A 23028-nucleotide genomic window follows, 5' to 3' on the forward strand; every position below is an offset into this window, starting at 1 on the left:
ACTTTTGTGAATCCAAAGGGGTATATCGTTGATGCATCGGAACTTGTCCATATGCGGAATCAGGTATATTGCAGGTAAGATTAAGAGAGTACAGGTTAGCGAGTCCTAGCAAGCAGGGGAAGAAGGAGGCAATGGAAACAATAGCTTCCGGTCTATTCGCGGTTACTTTTCACCAGTATATAGGACATCTCTTAAACAGAGCAATTGCTGAAAAAAATAATAAGCCCCGTCAGCTTCCGCTTCCTGCTGTACAGGCTGTGAAGCGGATCATGGAGCCGGAATGGAAGCTGTGGAGACATATCAGGTTACAGCCTATACGAAGAACTATTATGTATTCCCTGCTACTATGTAAAAGGTATTCTGACCTTTGAGTCCTATTACCCACTTTTACTGCAAACGATACCCCTTTGGTATCAATTGTGCATTAAAAATATAACCAAAAAATCCGCCAGCCCAGGGATCTGAGACCGGCGGATTGAACAGCAGATTAAGAACTGCAGCGTACAGGGGACGCTACTCGTTGCGAAGCGCATAGATCGGGCGCATTCTTGCAGCCTTGCTTGCAGGAATCATTCCAAACAGGACACCAATCATTAAGGAGAATGAAAAGGAGATCAGAACCATATTCCAGGAAGGCGCCACATTCAAGGTGGTATAGTTACCGACAGCCCAGCTGGTCCCAAGTCCCAGAGCAACTCCGATCAGGCCTCCGGTTCCGCTTAGGACCACGGATTCAATCATGAACTGCATCATGATATTCTTTTTTTTGGCCCCGATGGCCTTACGGATGCCGATCTCCCGGGTTCGCTCATTGACGGAGACAATCATAATGTTCATAATCCCTATTCCGCCTACAAATAATGATATGCCGGCGATACCGCCAAGTGCCATGGACAGTGTGGCGCTGGTTGCATTTACCGTCTCCAGCATCTCCCGGGAATCAAAGACAGAGTAGGCATTCTCGGCTGCATTGAATTTGGCATCAAGGCTGGCCTCCAGCCTGGTTTTGACATCATCCACATTGTCATTAGAAGTGGTGGTGACGGTAATGGAACGGACGCCCTTGCTCTGCAGGAACCGTTCGGCTGTAGAGATGGGGATCAGCAGCTTCTCATCGCTTGAACCAACACTGGTGGAGCCTTTACTCTCCAGCAGTCCGACGATTTTGAAGCTGCTGCCGTTAATCTGTACCTTCTGGCCTACAGGATTATCGGTACCGAATAGATCCTCCGATGTATCTGAGCCGATTAAAGCCACCTTTTGCCGGTATTCTGTATCCATCTCAAGCAGAAATCTTCCGGATTGCACATGGAAAGCCTGCACCTCTTCGTAGGCAGGTGTAATCCCTTCGATGGATACCGAAACGTTCTCGGTACCGTGCTTGGCGGTAACGTTCCCGCTGATTACCGGGGATACCTTGTCCACCCCTTCAATCTCACCCAGGGCCAGAGCCTCCTCGTAAGTTAGAGAAGTGGTGGCTCCGCGGCCCATGATGTTGACGGTCAGCTGGTTGGTTCCCAGGGAGCTTAGGGACTCTGTAATCTGCGAGGTGGTGCCCTGACCCACAGAGACAAGTGCAATGACGGAGGATACCCCGATAATGATGCCCAGCATGGTAAGAAAGGCTCTTATTTTACTGCTGAGGATGCTTTTGAAGGCCATTTTCATACTCTGGTACAGCATCATGAGGGCACCACCTTCCGATCCTCTACGAGATCCCCGTCTTGAATCCGGATCACCCGCTTGGCCTGCTCGGCAATCTCCAGGTCATGCGTGATCAGAATAATGGTATGCCCCTGTCCGTTAAGCTCTTTAATCATCTGCAGAACCTCCTTGCCTGTCTTGGAGTCCAGCGCTCCGGTTGGCTCATCGGCAAGAAGGATAGGGGGTGTTCCGGCAAGGGCGCGGGCAATGGCCACGCGCTGCTGCTGGCCTCCGGACAGCTCGGAGGGGCGGTGATCCATTCTGCTCGCAAGGCCTACCCGGACCAGGGCATTACGGGCTACTTCCCTGCGCTCCCTGTGTGACATTCCACGGTAGATCAAGGGCAGCTCCACATTCTCAACCGCTGATAATTTCGGCAGCAGATTGAAGTTTTGGAAGATGAAGCCGATCTTCTCGTTGCGGATCTGGGCCAGCTTGTTGTCAGACAGCCTGCGGATCTCCTGGCCGTCCAGGAAGTAGTCGCCTTCATTGGCCACATCCAGGCAGCCCAGCATGTTCATCAGGGTAGATTTGCCTGACCCTGACGGACCGATGATCGCAACGAATTCACCGTGATGAATGGTGAAGCTCAGGCTCTTCAGAACCGTCATCGATTCTCCGGCCATCGTGTAGCTGTGTTGCATCTTCTCAACCCGGATCAACGGCTCTGCTGAGATCATCGTCCGCCACCGCCTCTGCTGCTGCTCCCGCCGGTGAAGCCGCCGCCGCTGCTCCCGCCGGTGAAGCCGCCCCCGCCGCCACCGCCGGGAAAGCCTCCGCTCCCGCCGGTCATTCCTCCACCGCCGAAGCTGCCCATACCGCCCATGCCGCCCTGCTGCGGAAACTGCGGAGAGGCGGCATTGCCTGAAGAAGTCACGGTCGGGAGGATCACTTCATCCCCTTCACTTAAGCCGCTGACGATTTCGATGCTGCTCTCATTGTGGATACCCGTCTCCACCGCCATTCGTTTCATACCTGAGGCGAAACCCGCTTCACCTCTGCCGCTGGCTGCTTTGCCGGGGAACTCTGCACCGGCAGGGGGCTTAGATTCAGCAGCATCCCGGTCCCTGCTGCCGGCTTGCTCATCCCCGGTTACCGCCACATTGACGAAGGATTTCCCGTTCATCTTCGTTACAGCTTCGATGGGAACGGTCAGAATATTCTTTTTCTCTTCAATCGTAATCGCCACCTCTGCTGACATGCCAACCAGTACGCCCGCTGAGTCATTTAATCCTACAGTGACGTCGAACAGGGAGACGCCATTGGATGAGGTGCCTTCTTTGGCGATATCTATAACTTTACCGGTAAAAGACTTGTCCTCCAGGGCATCCACTGTAATGGTAGAGGCTTGATCCAGCTTGATCGAGGGGATATCCAGCTCGTCTACCTGCACCGTCACGCTTAGGTTAACGTAATCGGTTATGGTGAACAGCTCTGTGCCATTCTGGGCCTGCTCACCGTCCGTAATATTCACGGCGGTAATCGTCCCGTCGATAGGAGCGGTCAGCGGATCAGGCGGAGCCATATCTTCATGGATGGCAGCGATGGATTCCTGCCCGTCCGCAATATCGCTGTTGGCCTTATCAATGGCTTTTTTGGCGGATTCCAGCTCTTCCTCTGTTGCGTCATTCATCGCCAGCGTCTTGTAGCTCTCCTGTTTATTCTCAAGCTCTGTCTTGAGATTCTCCAGTGACTTTGTGGCTTCCTTCAGCTTGTCGTCCAGATCGCCCGCGACAAATGTAATCAGCACAGCGCCTTTTTTAACGACATCTCCTTTCTTGACCATTACCTTGTCGACCTTCCCGGCCTCTTTGGTTCGGATGCTCTCACTGTTGACCGCCGATACTGCACCTGAACCTGAGACACCCACAAGGATATCCCCCTTACCGGCAACCGCCGTATTCAGCGGAGCGGCATTAGTCTGCCGGTTCTGATCCGGCCAGAGCCTGTAACCCGCAATCCCTGCAATAACGACGATAACTATAGCTGAAGCGATAATAATGATCTTCTTCTTGTTCATTGGGCAGCTCCTTCAGAAGAGGTGGCGGCGGCTGCTTTGGCGGTAACCTCAAGGGCATAGGCCTGGCTTGCAATCTCCGTCCGCACTCCCTGGAATTCATCGTAGAATTTAAGGGCATAGGTGCCGGAGCTGAGGTTTTTGAACAGAACACTGGATAGCGTCGTAGAATAAGAGTTATTTGTTCCCAGGGTCAGGTCGGTTCCCGGCGTCAGTGCTTTCTCGTGAGACTGTCCATAAGGATCTATAATCTGAAGGATGAGCTTATGCTGGTAAGCGCCCGTCTGATAGGTAGTATCCTGATTGAGATTGTAATTGAACGTCACCGCAATGCTGTTTGCGCCTTTGGTGAGTTCTCCTGTAGAGCTTGTAACGGCCAGTGTATAAGGGAAAAGCGGAACGGAAGCCAAATTGGTCATTGGCGTAACCTCTGCCGGTGTCAGTGTCAGCGCTGCTGTATTTACGTATCCCGTTGCAGCCGTTCCTGCTGCAGTCAGCTTGCCATCGGCAATAGCCTGGCTGACATACAGCTGAAGACCTGCGGTGTCCAGGGTAGCCGGGACCTTCGCCCAGAAGGTAACCAGTGTTTTGCCTCCAGGACTGGTCGACAGCTCGGACTGGCTTACGGTTGCTTCAAAAAATTGCCCGTCAGCAGTCCTGAACTGTGCGTACAGACGGGCCAGATCCGCCTGCCGGACTTCGTCGCTGTTCATTTCCACTTCGCTGTACACCAGATTCGAGCCGGTTCCGGTATACAGGAGGGTGGACCGTTCCTTCACGGTGGCTTGTTTGCCGGTGGCCGTGATCTTGAAGGCTTCTCCTGCAGCCAGCGGAGCTACACTCTTAACGGGGCTGTCGCTTGTGCTGAGAGAGAGGAACTGCGACACCTCTGTACCCTTGGTCTCCTGGAGGATGAGCTTGATTTGTCTGACATCCAGAGTGTAGGGAATACGGCCTTGAACCGTGATCTGAGTGCTGGCACCAGGGGCAAGCACCGAAGAGCTGTTGTCCGTATAAGTCTGCGAAGAGGAGCTGAGATCCTGCTGATCCGCCAGGAGTACGCCGGTAAGAGGAGGTAAGGTAATGGATTTGGACGTTGCATTGCGTATCGTAAGCTTGGCCAGCACCAGATCCTCGCTGCCCCAAGGCAGCCGCAGCAGGGAGTCCAGCGAGACCGCGAAGGTGCCGTAGGTATTGGTTACGCCGGTCTCAGAGGCGAGATGAATCTGGCTCTCCGGCGTATACGGGATGCGGAAATAGGCCACAGGCAGCGTTATTTTATCCGCGCTGGCCGCAGGAGCAATCATCTGCAGCTCCAGCGAATTCTGAGCCAGCTCCAGCGGAACCTTCGCGCTCAGCTCAATCAGCTTCTCTTCCAGCGGCTTCAGGGTCAGGCTGTCGAAGGCTGTGGCTGTTACCGGGAAGCTATAGCCCTCCGCAGACTGGACATTAAGCTCATAAGCAGGCAAAGTCACGGCTTGGCTGCCGGTATTCTTCACCCGAAGCTGATAGCTCCAGACGCCATTCCCGTTATCTGCGTGCACACTTGCCTTCAACAGCTGCATATCCACATGATTGCTGCCTACGGAGACCTTCTTGGTGTAGCCCGCCGCTACAGTGAAATCTGCGGTGACCGCAGCCGGAAGTATGTAGGAAGAGACAGGCAAGTACAGCTTGAGTCCTTCATCCAGCTTGGCGATCTGCAGCGTCAGCTTGCTGACGTTCATGTAAGAGGGGATTTCGGTCATATAATAGAGTGTCTTCTTCTCCTGAGGCTGGAGCTTGAATTCGGAGCTGCTGTCATCCAGTGCAAGCGTGAAAACAGAGCCGCCCGAGGATTTCAGATACCAGGCATAGCCCGGATCTGTAAGCACTTTGGTACCCAGATTGGTCAGGCTAAGCCCGACCTTGGCATAGACTTTGCCGTTATATTTGTAGATTTGCACGGATTCGGCTGTAGTGCCGGCGGTAATGCCGCCGAGTTCAACCTTCCGGGTCTCCCCTATAAGAGAAGACAGTGAATAGTTGGCAGGAATCGTGAAAGTGCCGATGCGCTGTTCATAATTAGCGGCGCTGAAATTCCAGCCGTACAGGTTGATTTTGAGTCCCTTAACTGAGGCGGCAGCTCCAATATTCGCATAGTATGTAAGGCTGATGCTCTGTTTTGCGGGGATTTTCTTGACCGCACTGTCGGCGCTGACCGGTTTACCCTTGAGGGTGCTGCCGCCCGCAGTGACAATTTTGGAGAAATAGTCCGCCAGATTGACGCTACTGCCTGCATTGTTGGTATAGGTAAGCGTGTAGGTGAGAATATTACCGCCGGTTTGGCTCTGAATTCCTACATTGCTCAGCTTCACCTGCAGCGTGGTGCCGAGCTTGAGTGCGCTTAGACCGTTAAGTGTGGAGACTTCCGTGACTGTCTTTGCTGCTGCGGCAGCCGTTGAACCGGATGAAGCAGCATAGGCTGCGGTTCCCGGGCTTCCTGCGGTTTGAATCGCGGCAAATGTGCTGAGCAGCAGCAGAGCAAATGCCTTTTTTCGTGTAAGCATGAAATGTCCTCCCTTTATAAAAAGCCTTAAGCAGCCGCCTTCCACGGAAGGACAGCCAGATGACCTTATAAGGCAAAATATCAACATTGACTGAATGTCCGCTGAAAATAAGGCCTTCAAACCGCGCTGAAGCTTAAAGGAAGCTTAAGAGAAGATAAAAAATAAGCAAAATTTGCGCGGCTTGTCAAAATGGCTGTTATTGCATATAATAGATGGGCATATCCTCTCAAATGGAGGATCAGAGTGCAGAGGTTTTATTCCGCATAAATGCATTGATGGAGAAGAGTACGCAGTGCCTGGCTTACAGGGAGGAAGCGCCGCAGATTGAGAGCGTTTCTAGGAGAGCAGAGCTGCCGAAGTTCACTCCGGAGCAGTTCCCTGAATTTCTGCCCAAGGCTTCCTTGGGTGAGGATAGTAGGGGAGACCGGCCGCAGACCGTTATATCTGCATAGAGTGAGACAGGTCTTGGCCGCACCGGAAGAGGGAATAGTACTCTTAAGGGAAGCATCCGGCCGTCTAACAAGGGTGGTACCACGGTCTTTTCGTCCCTTACCGGGAGGAAAGGCCTTTTTGTGTTGAACAATACGAGATTTGAGGGGGCAGTACAAGCGATGAAGGAGAAATTGGAAGCATTGAAGGCCGAGGCGCTGGCGAAGCTGGAGGCGGTAACCGATCCGCAGGTCCTGAATGATTTGCGTGTCAAATACCTTGGCAAAAAAGGTGAGCTGACCGAGGTTCTGCGCGGCATGGGCGGGCTGAGCGCCGAGGAGCGTCCGGTGATCGGCCAGGTAGCCAATCTGGTGCGCAGCGCCATTGAGGAGGTCATTGGCACGAAGCAGGAGTTCTTCCAGCAGGAGGAGACCCGCAGCCGGCTGAACGCCGAGAAGGTGGATGTCACGCTGCCGGGCCGCGGCCTGCCGCAGGGCGGGATTCATCCGCTGAGCCGGGTGCTTCAGGAGGTCGAGGATATCTTCATCGGCATGGGCTTCCGGATCGCCGAAGGCCCTGAGGTGGAGACCGACTATTACAACTTCGAGGCGCTGAACCTGCCGAAGAACCATCCGGCCCGCGACATGCAGGATTCCTTCTATATTACGGAGGATATTCTGATGCGTACCCAGACGTCTCCGGTGCAGGTGCGCACCATGCAGGCGGCCAAAGGGGAATCACCGGTCAAAATCATCTGTCCCGGCAAAGTCTTCCGCCGCGACGATGACGATGCGACCCACTCCTTCCAGTTCCATCAGATTGAAGGCCTGGTCATCGGCCGCAATATCCGTATGAGCGACCTGAAGGGGACCCTGCAGCAGTTCACGAAGGAGATGTTCGGACCGGCAGCGGGTATCCGCCTGCGTCCAAGCTTCTTCCCGTTCACCGAGCCGAGTGTGGAAGTGGATGTGAACTGCTTCAAATGCGGCGGCAGCGGCTGCCGTCTCTGCAAGCAGAGCGGCTGGCTGGAGATCCTGGGCGCCGGTATGGTGCATCCGAACGTGCTGCGGATGGGCGGCTACGACCCTGAGGTGTACAGCGGCTTCGCCTTCGGCATGGGCCTGGAGCGGATTGCGATGCTGAAGTACGGCATCGATGACATCCGCAACTTCTACACGAATGATATGGGCTTTGTGCAGCAGTTCAAGGGGATTTAGGGATTTGGCGGGGGTGTGCGGGGCGCGTTGGGCGATTGTTTGAAAAGGTAGTGAGGTGCTGGTTTACTTGGTATCAAAGACTGTAATAGAAGGGCCGGAGGGGAATTTTGGAACTGTAGGAGCGTTAGCGTCCGCCTTTGGATTTGAATTTCTACCGCGAACAGCGGTTTTAATCAGGAAATTCAAATACAACAGCGGCCGGAAGTCCAAACATTCTTTGGAGGTTCTGCTATTACAGGATGCTCTGAAGTAAGCTTAGGAGCGCAATATCTTTTCCTGCATGTCCTGCGTTCAGGCACCACCGGCATGGGGATAAATACATCTGAACCAAAAGGAAGTGTGCGATCATGAAAGTATCAACCGCCTGGCTGGCCGATTATATATCGCTGGAAGGGGTGACCGCCGATGAGCTGGCGGACAAAATCACCACCGCCGGTATCGAGATTGACGGAGTAGAACGCCGCAACAAAGGACTATCCGGGATCGTAACCGGCTATGTGAAATCCAAAGAAAAGCACCCGGATGCCGATAAGCTGAATATCTGTATTGTGGATGCGGGACAGGGAGAGGACCTGCAGATTGTCTGCGGAGCGAAGAATGTTGCAGCGGGCCAAAAGGTGCCTGTCGCGCTGGTAGGCGCTAAGCTGCCGGGCCTGGAGATCAAAAAAGCCAAGCTGCGCGGTGTCCTGTCGCAGGGCATGATCTGCTCGGCCAAGGAGCTGGGTCTGAACGATAAGCTGCTGCCCAAGGAGCTGCAGGAGGGCATTCTTGTTCTTCCTGAGCAGACCGAGGTCGGCCAGGATATTCTCAAGGTGCTGGGCCTGAATGATGAGGTGCTTGATTTCGACCTGACACCGAACCGTTCTGACTGCCTGAGCATGATCGGTGCCGCCTACGAGGTTAGCGCGGTGCTGGGCCGTGACCTGAAGCTGCCTGATCCGGCGGCAGAACTGGTAGAGACCGGCGGTAAGGCTGCTGATTCCATTGCGGTTACTGTGGAGGACGAAGCTTTGTGCAGCCATTATGCCGTGCGTTATATCACCGGTGTGAAGGTGGCTCCATCCCCGTTGTGGATGCAGAACCGCCTGATGGCCGCCGGGGTGCGCCCGATCAACAACATCGTGGATATCACCAATTATGTGATGCTGGAATATGGACAGCCGCTGCACGCTTTTGACGGAGGAGAGTTGAAGGGGGGAACCATCGGAGTGCGGTTCGCCCGTGAAGGCGAACTGCTGACCACCCTGGACGGGCAGGATCGCAAGCTTGAGCCGCAGATGCTGGTCATTGCCGACGGCTCGGGAGCCATCGGGCTGGCTGGAGTGATGGGCGGACTGTCTACCGAGGTTACGGAGAACACCGTCAGCATCGTCCTGGAATCGGCCAAGTTCGACGGCGGAACTGTCCGCAAAACCTCGCGCCAGCTCGGCCTGCGCTCGGAAGCTTCCCAGCGGTTCGAGAAGGAAGTGGACCCGAATGCTGTAATTCCTGCGCTGAACCGTGCCGCTGCACTGATGGCCCGCTATGCCGGCGGAGCCGTGCATGAAGGTATTGTCCAGGCCGGAGGCGCTGCTGTCGCAGAGAAAGTAATTACTCTCTCGCTGGAGAAGCTGAACCGTTATCTCGGCACAGAGCTGTCCCTGCTGGAAGTGAAGACCCTGTTCGGGCGTCTGCACTTCAAGAGCGGCGATGCGGCTCAGGGAATCGTTGAGGTGCAGGTGCCGACCCGCCGCGGCGATATCACCCAGGACGTTGACTTAATTGAAGAGATTGCCCGTCTGTACGGGTATGATAATATTCCGACCACCCTCATTGAGGGCACGACAACGCCTGGAGCGTTCACCAGACAGCAGCTCCTGCGCCGGGAGCTCCGCCGTATGCTCTCACTAGGCGGATACCAGGAGGTTATGGGCTATTCCTTCATCCAGCCGGAGCAGACCAAGCTCTTCCCTGCGCTTACGGGCGGCAAGCTGCCGGTGAAGCTGGCGATGCCGATGAGCGAGGAGCGCAGCGTGCTGCGCACCAGCCTGCTGCCGCAGCTGCTGGACATTGCCCTCTACAATACGAACCGCCGCCAAGGCGACCTGGCCCTGTTCGAGATTGGCAATGTGTTCCTTACAGAAGAAGAGGTGCTTACCCGCCAGCCAAGCGAGCTGCCGGTGCTTGGACTGCTGCTTAGCGGCACCCGTGCCACCAAGCAGTGGAACGTGGCTGCGGAGCCGGTGGACTTCTTCGATCTGAAGGGTGCACTGGAGACGGTATTCGGGCATCTTGGACTCACTGACCGGATTACTTATGAAGGCGATGCGCCTGAAGGCTACCATCCTGGACGCTCCGCCTCGGTCTATCTGCAGCAGGCTGAGGGCCGCGTGAAGATAGGTACGCTGGGCCAGCTGCATCCCGAGCTTCAGCGCCGCATGGATCTGGAGGATACTTACGTATCCGAAGTGCTGCTGCAGCCGCTGTATGATGCGGCCCGTACCCACCTGCAATACAGTGAGCTTCACCGATTCCCGGGTGTGGAGCGGGATATCGCAGTAGTGGTTGATGCGCAGGTGCCTGCAAGCCATCTGACCGCTTCAATCCGGGAGCATGGCGGCACGCTGCTCCAGCATGTGCAGGTCTTCGATGTCTATACCGGAGGTAAGATGGAGGCAGGGAAGAAGAGTATAGCGCTGTCGCTGCTGTACCGTCATACCGACCATACACTGACCGATGAAGAGGTCGTGGAAGTGCATGAACGGGTGGTCGCTGCGCTGGAACAAACTTTTGGCGCTGAATTAAGAAAATAGCAGGAATTGTGTAAAGCCGCAGCGAATCCATTTAGAAACAGAGATTCGCTGCGGTTTTTTCTGTACCCTTGTGAAATGCGGAGGATTACCGTTCTTTTGCCAAAGGTTAAGAAATAACGCTACAATAGGAGCAAGGAAACCAACTTAGAATCCGCACACATACAAAGGAGGGCACAACTGTGGCTATGGACCGGACCCGTGTCGCCGTGGAGATATACGGAACTTCCTATAAGCTTGTTGGAAGCAGTACTGAATATATGAAACAAGTTGCCCGTTATGTCGATGAGCATATGCGTGCTATATCCAAATCACATACCCGCCTGGATACCCCGCGAATTGCGGTGCTTGCTGCTGTGCATATGGCCGAGCAGGCGATTCAGGTTCAGGATTTCAAGAACGAGCTGAACATGCTGACCGGTGAACGAACTGAGCTGCGTGCAGAGGTGTCACGCCTTCAGGATGCCCAGCGCGAGCAGCAGGAAGCCTACGAGAAGCTTGATGCAGCGGCGAAGGAAGAGGCAGCGCGGCTGATCGCTGCTGCTGAAGAAGAACGCGCAAGACACCTGGAAGCGCAGGAGCAGGAGCGGCAGCTCCATGCCGGGCTGCTGGAGGAAGAGAAGCAGTCTGCGGCTGCCGGCCGCGAGCAGCTCGCGCAGGAACTGAGGGAACGCGAGGCCGAGCTGAAGACGCTGCGTGAGAACCACGCTGCAGAGCAGGCGGCGGCCCGAGAGGCTGCGCGGCAGGAGCTGGAGGCTGCTGAAGCACTGCGGCTGAAGCAGGTGGAGGAGCTGCAGGCTGCCCATCTGCAGGAATTGGAGGAGCTGCGGGAGACGCTGAACCGGGAGCGGACAGAGACGCTGTCTGGCCTGGAGCAGGAGCTGCTGCAGACCCGGGAATCGATGGGCAGCGAGATCGTGGAGATCCGCAGCACCTTGAGCAAGGAGCTTGCCGATACGAAGGAGGCGCTCACTGCTGAGCTTACCCGGGAGCGGGAAGCGCTTGAGAAGGAGCAGGCCAAGACCAAGGAGCTGCGCCAGTCCCAGGGAACGCAGGAGCACAGACACAAGCAGCAGCTTCAGGAGCTGGAGAAGCAGCTTGCCGAGCTGCGCGGCGGAACCGGGCAGCTGCAGTCCCGGCTGCGTGCGGCGGAAGCCGGGCTTAAGGGCGAACGCGATGCGCGCCAGACCCTGCTTGCGCAGTACGAAGCCGTGCTGAAGCGCGAGGAGCAGCTTGGCGAAGAGCTGAAGCTTGCCGCTGAGCAAGGAGAGCAGCAGAGCGCGGCGCTGGAGGAAGTGCGCCGGCAGGCTGCGGCTTCGCAGAGCGAGGCGGAAGCGCTCCGCAGCGAGCTGCGGGAGGCAGGGGGCAAGCTAAGCGCTGTACTGGAGGAGCTGCAGACGGCGAATGAGCTGGGCACCCTGCTGAACGAAGAGCTGGACGAGCTGCGTAAGCAGGTTACAGCATCGCAGAGCGAAGCTTCGGTGCTCCGCAGCGAATTACAGAGCGCAGAGGGCAAGCTAAGCGCTGTACAGGAGGAGCTGCAGACGGCGAACGAGCTGGGCGCCCTGCTGAACGAAGAGCTGGATGAGCTGCGTAAGCAGGTTACAGCATCGCAGAGCGAAGCTTCGGTGCTCCGCAGCGAATTGCAGAGCGCAGAGGACAAGCTAAGCGCTGCGCAGGAGGAACTGCAGACGGCGAGTGAGCTGGGCACCCTGCTGAACGAAGAGCTGGATGAGCTGCGTAAGCAGTATGAGCAGGCTCAGGAGGAAGCGGCGGCTGTGCGCCATTCGCTGAGCGAGACGGCGGATCAGCTGAGCCGTACCCGGACAGACCTGAACCGGACGGCAGAAGAGTCCGCATCATGGGAGACACTTGCGAACAAGCATATGGAGGATATCAGCGAGCTGGAGATGAGTCTGCTGGAAGCCGGGGAGAAGACGGAAGCGCTGCAGCGTGAAGTCGAGACTCTCCGGGGGCAGGCTGACGGCATGTTGCAGCAGCTCGACCGCGAAGCGCGGCTTCGTGCCGAGGCGGAGCAGGAGCTGGCCGTGCAGCAAGAGGCGGCAGAGACAGCCCGCAAGGAGTTGGCAGCGCTGCGCGGCCGTTACGAGGAGCTAATCGCCCAGTACGACGAGATTCTGCAGGAGGGCGAGCAGCTGAAGGAGCGGTACGAGCTGCTGGAAGCGGAAGGCGAGGAAGCCGCACTGCGTCTGGAAGAGCTGTACGAGGCGGGCCGCGAAGCCGCGGCGGCGGCGGCGGAGCAGCTGGACGCGCTGCGTGAGACGAGGGAGAACGAGGCTTCCTGGAAGCAGAGAGCTCAGGAGCTTCAGGAGCGGGAGCAGCAGTGGATCGAGCAGGAAGCGAAGCTGCGTGAGGAGATCGAGATCTGGCAGCAGGAGGCGGGAAATGCCGAGGCCCAGGCGGAATCGGTGAGCCGCTCGCACAGCGAGACCGTGCAGGAGCTGGAGCAGATTGGCGAGAGTTACGAGCTGGTCCAGGGCCAGCTGCGTCTGCTGCAAGCCCAGTTCGGTCTGCAGCAGGACGAGCTGGAGAAGCTTGCCCAGGAGCACCGCAGCCTGCAGGCGGAATATGCCAAGCTGCAGAGTGAATATAATGAATGGATTCAACTGATCGAACAGGACAGTTGAATGGCGGACGCAATACAGGAGGAGCCGTTGTATGCAGGGAACTGTGTACAATGGCTTTTTCTGCTGTTCTGTGACGGAGGGATGGTCTCCTTCTGAGGAAGGCAGGTGTCGCTGAACTTGGCTGAAGGGAAGTAAAGCTGAGCTGGGGAGGTTAGGTTGAGGGGATTACCAGTAACCATACATCCAGGTGATCAAGGGGATAATCCCTCTGGTGCTGCTGAAAGTGGCCCGTTCTCTGGAATGAAAGGGATAAATCCCTCTGATGCTGCCAAAAGTGGCCCGAGTGCCGGAATGAAAGGGATAAATCCCTCAGATGCTGCCAAAAGTGGGCCGAGTGCCGGAATGAAGGGGATAAATCCCACTGATGCTGCCAAAAGTGGGCCGAGTACTGGAATGAAGGGGATAAATCCCACTGATGCTGCTGTCTCAGGTTTGATAGTAGTATGGATGAGGCGTATTCATGCACGTAAACTCTACTGAGCGCAGGAAAATGAGCAAATGATGTACTGTGCCCAGGCTACGATCAAGCACGAATGCTGCAATAAATACAACATTTCTGCCACTTAGAAAACAAGTTACTTGAAATCCTGCTCAGAATGCAACATTTCAGCGCCAATGACCCGCCCTTCCGGTAACAATCCTGCAAAACGTGCAACATTCGGCGTGCCTAGGCTAATTTTAAAGAAGTATCCTGCAAAATATGCAACATTTGGTGATTTCAGGCCGCTAAGAGGAGCATTAGTGCACCTGAATTCGTGAATAGTGGGCGGAATGAGCGGATGAGGAGCACAAGTGCACCTGAATTCGTAGTTAGTGGGCGGAATGAGCGAATGAGGAGCACAAGTGCACCTGAATTCGTGGATAGCGGGCAGAATGAGCGAATGAGGAGCACAAGTGCACCTGAATCTGTTTAAACCAGGCGCAGGCCGTAATGGGCAGCACGAGAGCCCTATTCGACCTTTACAAACTTCTTATTGCAACCGTTTACAACCCGGGGTAGGATGGGGATTGAGGTGAAGGTGGATGGATAAGAAGTGGGTTAGCGGTGCGGGAGTGGTTGTGCTTTTTGTGCTGCTGTTGTATCTGTTTATCGGGTTCGCTCGCCATTCGGCGCGGATGGGGCATATTGTCAAGGAGCTGAGCGGGCATCCCGGCCAGGATAAGCCCGGCTATCATATTGTGCTGATCGAACAGGAGCGGTATCACCCGTACTGGGAGATGGTGGAGAAGGGGGCGCGGGAGGCAGCAGCGAAATATGGCATGGATATCGAATTTACGGGGCCGGTCCGCAATAATATGGAAGAGCAGCTCAGTCTGCTGGAAAAAGCCATCGCCGCCCAGGTCGACGCGATCATCGTGCAGGGGCTCAACGACGAGAAGTTCACGCCGGTGATTGATAAGGCCGTGAACCGGGGGATTCCGGTTATTACGATCGATACCGATGCCCCGGCCAGCCGCCGGCTGGCTTATGTGGGCACCGACAATGTGGCTGCCGGTGAGGCGCTGGGCCGCATGGTCGTGCAGACCACCGGCGGCCAGGGCAAGATCGGCGTCATCATCGGCAGCGAGCTGGCCAAGAACCAGCTTCAGCGCCTGGACGGTCTGAAGAATGTCGTGCAGCATTACAGCGGCATGGAGATTGTCGATATCCGCAGCTCCAATATCTCGCATATGGAGGCGATTCAGCAGGCGGCGGACATGCTGCGCTTCCACCCGGAGATCGACGTCATGGTCGGCACCAGCGCCACCGATGCGCTCGGGATGCTCCAGGCCTCGCGCAGCCTGAAGCGCAGTCCGCTGACGATCATCGGCTTCGATAACCAGGCCGGGACGCTGGAGGCCATCAGCCGCGGAGAGATTGCCGCCACGGTCGCCCAGCAGCCTTATCTGATGGGGGATATGGCGGTGAGGCTGCTTTATCAGCATTTTCAGGGAATGAAGATAGAGTCCCGGTATTATACCGGAGTGAAGGTGCTGGACCGGTCCAATGTGCAGGAAGGAGAGAGCTTATGAGCATCCGTCTCAAGCTGCTGATCTGCATTCCGCTGCTGGTCCTGCTGATGAGTTCCGTCTCCTTCGTGCTGTTCGAGAGCGGGAAGAATGTGCAGGAGAGTTATCATCTGATGATGAACCGGATCATGCTGTACAAGGAAGTGTCTTATGAGGTCGGGGAGAATATGCGCTCCCTGAACCGCTTCATTATGCAGGTTGACCCGGAGAGCTTCCCGGAGGTCGAGAAGCATCTGGCTGCGGTGATGGACCTGCGCAGCAGGCTGGACGGGATGGCGACCATTGGCGGCAGCGATCTTCCGCTGAAGAATTACAGCCATATTATCGATACATTCCTGGAGCAGGCCGGCAAGCTGATTACGGAGATTGACGGCCAGGACGCCAACACCCTGGCAGGCGCGTATATCGAGGCTGAGCAGACGCAGCGGTTCATTCGTGAGGAAGCGCAGGAGCTGGTGGACCTGGAGCTGGACCAGTACAAGCCGATCTACGGGGAGATCATGCAGACGACCGAGAAGCTGAACGGGCTGGGCAGCCTGCTGGTCATCACTGCCGCGCTGCTCAGCATCTGCATGGCCGTCTGGCTGTCCGGCAGCATTACCGGGCCCATCCGCCGGCTGGTGGCAACGGCCAAGCAAATCTCCAAGGGGCGGATGGATACCAAGGCGCCGGAGAGCGTTAACAACGATGAGATCAGCATTCTGTGCCGCGCTTTTAACGGGATGATCGATAATATCCAGGAGCTGATGAAGGAGAATATCAAGAGTGCGGAGAAGGACCGGCTGGTCAAGGAGCTGGAGCTCAAAATGCTGCAGAGCCAGATCAACCCGCACTTCCTGTTCAACACGCTGAACTCCATCGCCAAGCTGGCGTATCTGGAGGGGGCATCAAGAACCAGCGACCTGACCGTATCCGTCTCGCGGCTGCTGCGGTATAACCTGCAAAAGCTGGATCAGGCGGTTCCGCTGCGCGAGGAGGTTGAGCATCTGAATGAATACATCAATATCCAGCGGGCCCGCTTCCGGGACCGGGTTGCCTTCGTGATGGAGATTGAGGAGGAGGCGCTGGACGGGATGGTGCCGTGCCTGACACTGCAGCCGATCTTCGAGAATGCCTTCGTCCACGGGCTGGAGCAGATGGAGGAGGGGGCGGTGCTGACCCTGTCGATCCGCTGCCACGGTGAGGAGCTGGACATCAGAATCAGCGATAACGGGGCGGGCATGAACCGGGAGACGGTAGCGAGGCTGATGGGCTCGATCCAGAAGGAGGCGCCGCCGTTTGGCGGCAAGGGCCAGTCTACGGGGCTTGGGACGCATAATGTTTTTAAAAGACTGCATTTGTTCTTCGACGGCCAGCAGAGGATTGAGATCAACAGCAGCGAAGGGCAGGGCACGGAGGTACGGTTCCGGCTGCCCCTGGTATCGGCTTAGAGCATGTAAAGAGAAAGAGAAAGGGGAGCGAAAATAATGTTCAAGCTGCTGATCGCCGACGATGAGGCACTGGAGCGGGAGGGGCTGGAGCTGATGATCCGGCATCTCTACCCGGACCGCTTCGAGTTTCTTCATGCCGAGAACGGGCGCAGAGCCATTCAGCTGGCGGAGGAGCACCGGCCGGATATGATCTTCATGGATATCAAGATGCCGGGCATTCAGGGACTGGAGGCGGTGCGGCAGATTCTGGAGAAGCTCCCCTCTGTGCAGATTGTGATGATTACAGCCCATGATTACTTCGCTTATGCCAAGGAGGGGCTGCTGCTCGGCGTGCGCGACTATCTGCTGAAGCCTGCACGGCGGGAGGAGGTGGCGAATGTACTGGAGCAGCTTATTGCGGTCATCCGGGAGGAGCGGCGGCGCAGGGATGAGCAGCTGGGGCTGCAGGAGAAGCTGGCCCATCTGCTGCCGCTGGCCGAGAATGAGCTGACCCTGATGCTGATGCTGGAGCATGTGCAGGAACTGGAGCCGGAGCAGCTGGCCGGACTGCTGGAGCTGAATCTGAGCAAGGGCTACGCAATGGTCCTGTCGTTCCCCCGGCACGGGGAGGCGGGCTGGGAGGTGTTCCGGCATGCCAAGCGTGAGATCTATGAAGCGGTCAAGCAGTTTGCCAAAATAGGGCTCCCCTGCCTGGCCAGCCCGCTGATCGGGCATCAGCTGGCATTGTTCGTCCCCTTGCCGCCGGGCCGCACCGGATACTCCCAGCGCGTCAGCTCGCTGGATCTGGGGGAGCGGCTGCGCCAATATGCGGAGCAGCGCTTCGCACTGCCGGTCAGCATCGGCATCGGTTCGATCCGTGAGGGCTGGGACGGGCTAAGCCGCTCATACCGGGAAGCCGTCCGCGTCTGCGCAGAGTACCATGATGCCTTCGGAGTGCACCATTATGACGATATCATCCAGAGCTCAGGGCAGACCGCTGTCTCTCTGGATGAAGAGAAGAAGCTGCTGGCGGCCCTGCTCCAGCGCAGCAGACCGGAAGCACAAGAGCGCTTCGGCGCGCTCTATAGCTACTTCGAGCAGAACGGGCAGCCGCTGCCGGCCCTGCGGGGCGAGGTAACCGGCCTGCTGCTGTTCCTGGCCAGAGGCGTTCACTCCCCGGCCGGCGCGGAGATTCTGGCCTCCTTGAATGCGGTGGAGGATCCCGCCTCACTCCGGCAGAGTGCGGAGTCCTGGCTGGAGCGGCTCATCCATGGACTGGAGGAGGAGCAGGCGCATAACCGTTCCCATGTTCACCAGCGGGCGCTGCTCTATATCAGCCAGAAGTATAAGGAAGAGATCTCGATGGAGCAGACGGCAGAATATGTGAACCTGAGCCCGCATTACTTCAGCAAGCTGTTCCGCCAGCATGAAGGCGAGACCTTTATCGACTATGTGACACGGCTGCGTATTAATGAAGCGAAGCGGCTGATCTCCGGGGAGCAGATGAACCTGAAGGAGATTTGCTATGAGGTGGGGTACAAGGACCCGAATTATTTCAGCCGGGTCTTCAAGAAGGCGGAGGGAATGACGCCCAGCGAATTCCGCCAGCTGCAGGAGAAGGGTCCTTGCTGACAGAGCAAGGACTTTTTTGTGCCCAAACCCCGGTTTATGCTATGAAAGACCAGAGGAGGAATTACATTACAGCAGAGCACCCGGGAATGCGGGTGGAGGATAAAAAAGTGCAGGGATTAGCAGGGGCGGAGCTGTTTTGTTCATGCTACACTTTTTATGTAAGCGCAAACAAATCTAGGTCAATGAAAAGGGGCGTAGAAATCGTTGAGAAAATACGGAAGAGCCATTTCCCTGGGGATGGCGGCATTATTGCTGGCGGCGTCGATGGCGGGCTGCGGGGTGGTCTCAAGCGGTAACAACGAGAAGAAAGAATCCGCTGGAGCGGCCAAGGACGGGGACAATATTGTGATCGGCATGTCGATGGATACCTTGAAGGAGGAACGGTGGCAGAAGGACCGGGATATCTTCACAGCGAAGGTCCAGGAGCTCGGCGGTGAAGTGAAGGTGCTGGCAGCGAACGGGGATGATGCCACCCAGCTCAGCCAGGCGGAGCAGCTCATCTCGCAGGGCGTGGATGTCCTGGTGGTGATTGCGCATAATGCCGAGGCGACCGCTCCGATCGTGGAGAAGGCGCATAAGGAAGGCATTAAGGTGATTGCCTATGACCGGCTGATTAACAATTCGGAAGTGGACTATTATATTTCGTTCGATAATGTGCGTGTCGGCGAGTTCCAGGCTCAGGCCGTCATTGATAAAGCTCCGAAAGGCAACATCGTCTACATCGGCGGTGCAGACACCGATAACAATGCGCATATGTTCAAGGAAGGCGCGATGAATATTCTGAAGCCGCTCGAAGAGAAGGGCGACATCAAGATCGTCTACGACCAGTTCTCCAAGGACTGGAAGCCGGAGGAAGCGCTGAAAAATATGGAGAATGCGCTGACCGCCAACAATAACGATGTACAGGGTGTAGTGGCTGCAAATGACGGGACAGCGGGCGGTTCCATTCAGGCGCTGACCGCGCAGGGTATGGCCGGGAAAATTCCGGTATCCGGCCAGGATGCTGACCTTGCCGCCGTGCAGCGCATTGCCGAAGGCACCCAGCTCATGACTGTCTACAAGCCGATCAATGCGATTGCAACCAAGGCGGCGGAGATGGCGGTAGCGGCCGCTAAGGGCGAAACAATCACGACAGAGAAGACAGTTAACAACGGTAAAATTGATGTTCCATCCGTATTGCTTGATCCGATTGCGGTCAATAAGGATAACCTGGATGTGCTGATCAAAGACGGCTTCCACAAGCTTGAGGATGTTTACAAGAACGTTCCGAAGGACCAGTGGCCGAAACAATAAGGGCAGCCTGTACGGCAAGCAGATGCGGCGCCAGTGGCGATACTGCATCTGCTTTGCCGCTTATAGGCCGGAAGGAGGAACGGCAGGCATGAATGTACTTGAGATGGTGGAGATCAGCAAGACCTTTCCCGGCGTGAAGGCGCTGGACCATGTTAACTTCAAGGTGAAGCAAGGGGAGATCCATGCGTTATGCGGGGAGAACGGCGCCGGCAAATCCACGCTGATGAAGGTGCTGAGCGGCTTGTACCCTGCGGGGACGTATGAGGGCGAGATCCGCATCGGCGGCGAGACAAGGGCATTTCATAAAATAGCGGACGCAGAACAGGCCGGAATTGCGATTATCCACCAGGAGCTTGCGCTCGTGAAGGAGATGACGGTTGGCGAGAATATTTTCCTCGGGGCAGAGCCGGTGAAGCGGGGAGCCATCCAGTGGAACGAGCTGTATCATCAGGCCTCCCAGTGGCTGAAGCGGGTCGGGCTGAATCTGTCGCCGGATACGAAGATCGGCAATCTGGGCATCGGGCAGCAGCAGCTGGTAGAGATCGCCAAGGCGCTCTCCAAGCATACTAAGATTCTCATTCTGGATGAGCCGACCGCGGCGCTGACCGAGAGCGAGGTATCCATCCTGATGGGCATTCTGAATCAGCTGCGGCGCGAGGGAGTGACTTGTGTCTATATCTCGCACAAAATGCCTGAGGTATTCGCGCTGGCCGATTCTATCACCGTGCTGCGGGACGGGAAGACGGTGGCGACGCTGGACCGCCAGGCGACGAATGACGACCAGGTGGTCTCGCTGATGGTCGGCCGTGAGCTGACGGAGCGTTATCCCCGGGTAGCGCATTCCCCCGGCGAGAAGGTGCTGGAGGTTAAGAATTATCAGGTATGGCACCCGGAGAAGCGCCAGCAGAGGGTGCTCCATGATATTGAATTCACGCTCCGCAAGGGCGAGATTCTTGGCATTGCCGGGCTGATGGGCGCCGGGCGGACCGAGCTGGTCAGCAGCCTGTTCGGCGCGTATGGCGGAAAGAACGAAGGCACGGTGCTGATAGAAGGCAAGCCCGCCCGGATCCGTTCGGTGGCTGATGCGATCAAGGCTGGAATTGCTCTGGTGACGGAGGACCGCAAGCGCCAGGGGCTGGTCATGGGCATGGATGTGAAGCGGAATACGACCTTGGCTACACTAGGCAAAATCGCCAGATTCGGCGTGATCAACGAGAACGAGGAGATCCGCTGGTCGGAGCGGTACGTGAAGGATCTGAAGACGAAAACAGCTTCGCTGGAGACACTGGTCGGCACACTCTCCGGGGGGAACCAGCAGAAGGTGGTTATCGGCAAATGGCTGATGAGTGACCCCAAAATTCTGATCATGGACGAACCTACCCGGGGTATCGACGTCGGGGCGAAGTACGAAATATACAATCTGATGAACAAGCTGGTCGAACAGGGAGTAGCCATTATTATGATCTCCTCCGAGCTTCCCGAGGTGCTGGGGATGAGCGACCGGATTCTGGTGATGTGCGAAGGGCAACTGGTACGGGAATATGACTGGCGCGAAGCCACGCAGGAGAATATTATGCTGGCCGCCACAGGAGGTAAATAAAGATGCAGCTGCAAAAAGAACTCAGGGAGCCGGAAGCGGCTCCGGCTGCCGCAGGCTCGGGACTGCGCGGTCTGTTCGGCAAAATGGATGTCCGTGCCTACACCATGGTGGGCGCATTAATTCTGATCTGGGTCCTGTTCGGACTGCTGAATCCGACCTTCCTGACCTCACGGAACCTGTCCAATCTGTTCACCCAGATGTCCGTAACCTCCATTCTGGCGATTGGCATGGTGCTGGTTATCGTGGCCGGGCATATCGACCTGTCTGTCGGCTCCATTGTCGGCTTGACCGGCGGGATGGCGGCGATTCTCAGCAACTGGCTGGAGCTGCCCGCGATTGTAGTCATTCTGGGCACGGTGGCCGCCGGTGCGGTGCTGGGTCTGGTCCAAGGCTGGCTGGTCGCCTATAAAATGATCCCCGCCTTCATCGTCACCCTCGGCGGAATGATGGTGTTCCGCGGGGTGCTGATGGGCGTAACCGAATCGATGACCATTCCGGTGTCTGATCCGGTGCTGGCGCTGCTCGGCAATGCCTATTTTGCCCCAGGCTTCGGCATTATTCTGGGTATACTTGCGGTGGCTCTGCTGCTCTATAGCGCGTTCACGAAGCGCCGCTCCCGTAAGAAGTACGGATTCACTGTTGCTCCGCTCGGTATGGACATCGCGAAGGTAGCAGGACTGTCGCTGCTGGTGGTGGTCTTCGTAGCCTTGATGAACAACTACAAGGGGATTCCATTCCCGATCATCTTCGTCATTGTGCTGGCAGCCATCTTCTACTTCCTGTCGACCAAAACGACCTTCGGGCGCCATATCTATGCGATCGGCGGCAATATTGAGGCCGCGCGGCTCTCCGGGATCAACATCAAGCGCAAGACGATGCTGGTCTTCATCCTCAGCGGGCTGCTCGGCTCCATCGCCGCGATCGTGCTGACCTCCCGTCTGGCTTCGGCGACGATAACCGCCGGCAATATGGCGGAGATGGATGCGATTGCCGCCTGCGTCATCGGCGGCACCTCGCTGATGGGCGGAGCCGGGACCGTGATCGGCGCTCTGATCGGGGCGCTGGTGATGACCTCGCTCGATAACGGCATGTCGCTGATGGGACTGGAATCGTTCTGGCAGTATGTGGTCAAAGGGTCCATCCTGGTCATCGCCGTCTGGCTGGACATCTCGAACCGCAGCAAGGGTGTGAAATAGGAGCATTTAACATGAATAAGCCGGCAGGGGGACACCCCTGCCGGTTTATTTGTCAAGACGAGTGGATCCAATGTAGTCGAAAAACCGATTACATTGCGCTGGATGGTGGCGTACGGACCAAATGTAATCGAAAAACTGATTACATTGCGCTGGATGGTGGCGTACGGACCGAATGTAATCGAAAAACCGATTACATTGCATCGGATGGTGGCGTGCGGACCGAATGTAATCGAAAAACCGATTACATTGCGCTGGATGGTGGCGTACGGACCGAATGTAATCGGAAAACCGATTACATTGCGCTGGATGGTGGCGTACGGACCGAATGTAATCGAAAAACCGATTACATTGCGCTGGATGGTGGCGTACGGACCAAATATAGTCGAAAAACCGACCACATCGGGCGCTGCGGAGGCTCGCGAGCACAATACTGTCGAAAGACCGACCACAATGTGCTGGCGCGTAGGTAAGTTAACCGGATACAGTCTACAGGGTGCTAAAAGAAGAGCACTAATGCACCTGAAGTCCCCTCAAT

15 protein-coding genes and 1 other annotated feature are annotated in these 23028 nt (G+C 56.5%); of the genes, 11 read left to right on the top strand and 4 right to left on the bottom strand.

The genetic code is table 11. The features are described from left to right. Positions 1–513: 513 nt before the first annotated feature. The 4 genes from K1558_RS23515 to K1558_RS23530 are packed head-to-tail and all read right to left on the bottom strand — an operon-like array spanning position 514 to position 6270. Positions 514–1686, bottom strand: coding sequence for an ABC transporter permease (locus K1558_RS23515; protein ID WP_238654246.1), 1173 nt, complete (start codon positions 1684–1686; stop codon positions 514–516). Continuing rightward, complete coding sequence (locus tag K1558_RS23520) at positions 1683–2384, bottom strand: ABC transporter ATP-binding protein (protein WP_274528731.1); 702 nt, start codon at positions 2382–2384, stop codon at positions 1683–1685. Before K1558_RS23520 ends, K1558_RS23515 begins: the two co-directional genes overlap by 4 nt. Beyond that, positions 2381–3724: an efflux RND transporter periplasmic adaptor subunit gene (locus K1558_RS23525; RefSeq protein WP_238654247.1), complete on the bottom strand. Its 1344-nt coding sequence runs from the start codon at positions 3722–3724 to the stop codon at positions 2381–2383. Before K1558_RS23525 ends, K1558_RS23520 begins: the two co-directional genes overlap by 4 nt. After that, complete coding sequence (locus K1558_RS23530; RefSeq protein ID WP_238654248.1) at positions 3721–6270, bottom strand: hypothetical protein; 2550 nt, start codon at positions 6268–6270, stop codon at positions 3721–3723. Before K1558_RS23530 ends, K1558_RS23525 begins: the two co-directional genes overlap by 4 nt. Before the next feature lie 263 nt (positions 6271–6533). Continuing rightward, positions 6534–6823 (top strand) — a binding site (T-box leader). A gap of 58 nt (positions 6824–6881) precedes the next feature. Between K1558_RS23530 and pheS the strand changes: the two genes are divergently transcribed. The 11 genes from pheS (at position 6882) to K1558_RS23585 (ending at position 22963) form a co-directional block, all read left to right on the top strand. Next, on the top strand, positions 6882–7916 hold the full coding sequence (gene pheS, locus K1558_RS23535; protein WP_238654249.1) for a phenylalanine--tRNA ligase subunit alpha: 1035 nt from the start codon (positions 6882–6884) through the stop codon (positions 7914–7916). A 347-nt stretch (positions 7917–8263) separates the two neighbouring features. Continuing rightward, a complete protein-coding gene (gene pheT, locus K1558_RS23540; protein WP_238654251.1) occupies positions 8264–10708 on the top strand; it encodes a phenylalanine--tRNA ligase subunit beta in 2445 nt (814 codons plus the stop codon). Between the two features lie 179 nt (positions 10709–10887). After that, a complete protein-coding gene (gene zapA, locus K1558_RS23545) occupies positions 10888–13353 on the top strand; it encodes a cell division protein ZapA (RefSeq protein WP_238654253.1) in 2466 nt (821 codons plus the stop codon). A gap of 1023 nt (positions 13354–14376) precedes the next feature. Next, positions 14377–15366: a sugar-binding protein gene (locus tag K1558_RS23550; RefSeq protein WP_238654255.1), complete on the top strand. Its 990-nt coding sequence runs from the start codon at positions 14377–14379 to the stop codon at positions 15364–15366. After that, positions 15363–16793 carry a sensor histidine kinase gene (locus K1558_RS23555; protein WP_238654257.1) on the top strand — a complete coding sequence of 477 codons (1431 nt, stop codon included), beginning with the start codon at positions 15363–15365 and terminating at the stop codon, positions 16791–16793. Before K1558_RS23550 ends, K1558_RS23555 begins: the two co-directional genes overlap by 4 nt. Before the next feature lie 36 nt (positions 16794–16829). Next, the gene (locus K1558_RS23560; protein ID WP_238654259.1) at positions 16830–18404 is read left to right on the top strand and encodes a helix-turn-helix domain-containing protein; all 1575 of its coding nucleotides are present in this window, start codon (positions 16830–16832) and stop codon (positions 18402–18404) included. Further along, complete coding sequence (locus K1558_RS23565; RefSeq protein ID WP_238654260.1) at positions 18398–18700, top strand: hypothetical protein; 303 nt, start codon at positions 18398–18400, stop codon at positions 18698–18700. Before K1558_RS23560 ends, K1558_RS23565 begins: the two co-directional genes overlap by 7 nt. Then, entirely contained in the window at positions 18642–19697 is a 1056-nt protein-coding gene (gene xylF, locus K1558_RS23570) for a D-xylose ABC transporter substrate-binding protein (protein WP_238654262.1), read from the top strand. The genes K1558_RS23565 and xylF overlap by 59 nt, the downstream gene beginning before the upstream one ends. A gap of 88 nt (positions 19698–19785) precedes the next feature. Beyond that, positions 19786–21297: a xylose ABC transporter ATP-binding protein gene (locus tag K1558_RS23575; RefSeq protein WP_238654264.1), complete on the top strand. Its 1512-nt coding sequence runs from the start codon at positions 19786–19788 to the stop codon at positions 21295–21297. Between the two features lie 2 nt (positions 21298–21299). Then, the gene (locus K1558_RS23580; protein WP_238654266.1) at positions 21300–22493 is read left to right on the top strand and encodes a sugar ABC transporter permease; all 1194 of its coding nucleotides are present in this window, start codon (positions 21300–21302) and stop codon (positions 22491–22493) included. An 11-nt stretch (positions 22494–22504) separates the two neighbouring features. Beyond that, a complete protein-coding gene (locus K1558_RS23585) occupies positions 22505–22963 on the top strand; it encodes a hypothetical protein (protein WP_238654268.1) in 459 nt (152 codons plus the stop codon). The last annotated feature ends 65 nt before the right edge of the window (positions 22964–23028 follow it).

Source organism: Paenibacillus piscarius (genome assembly GCF_022234545.1).
Lineage (GTDB): Bacteria > Bacillota > Bacilli > Paenibacillales > Paenibacillaceae > Paenibacillus_AQ > Paenibacillus_AQ piscarius.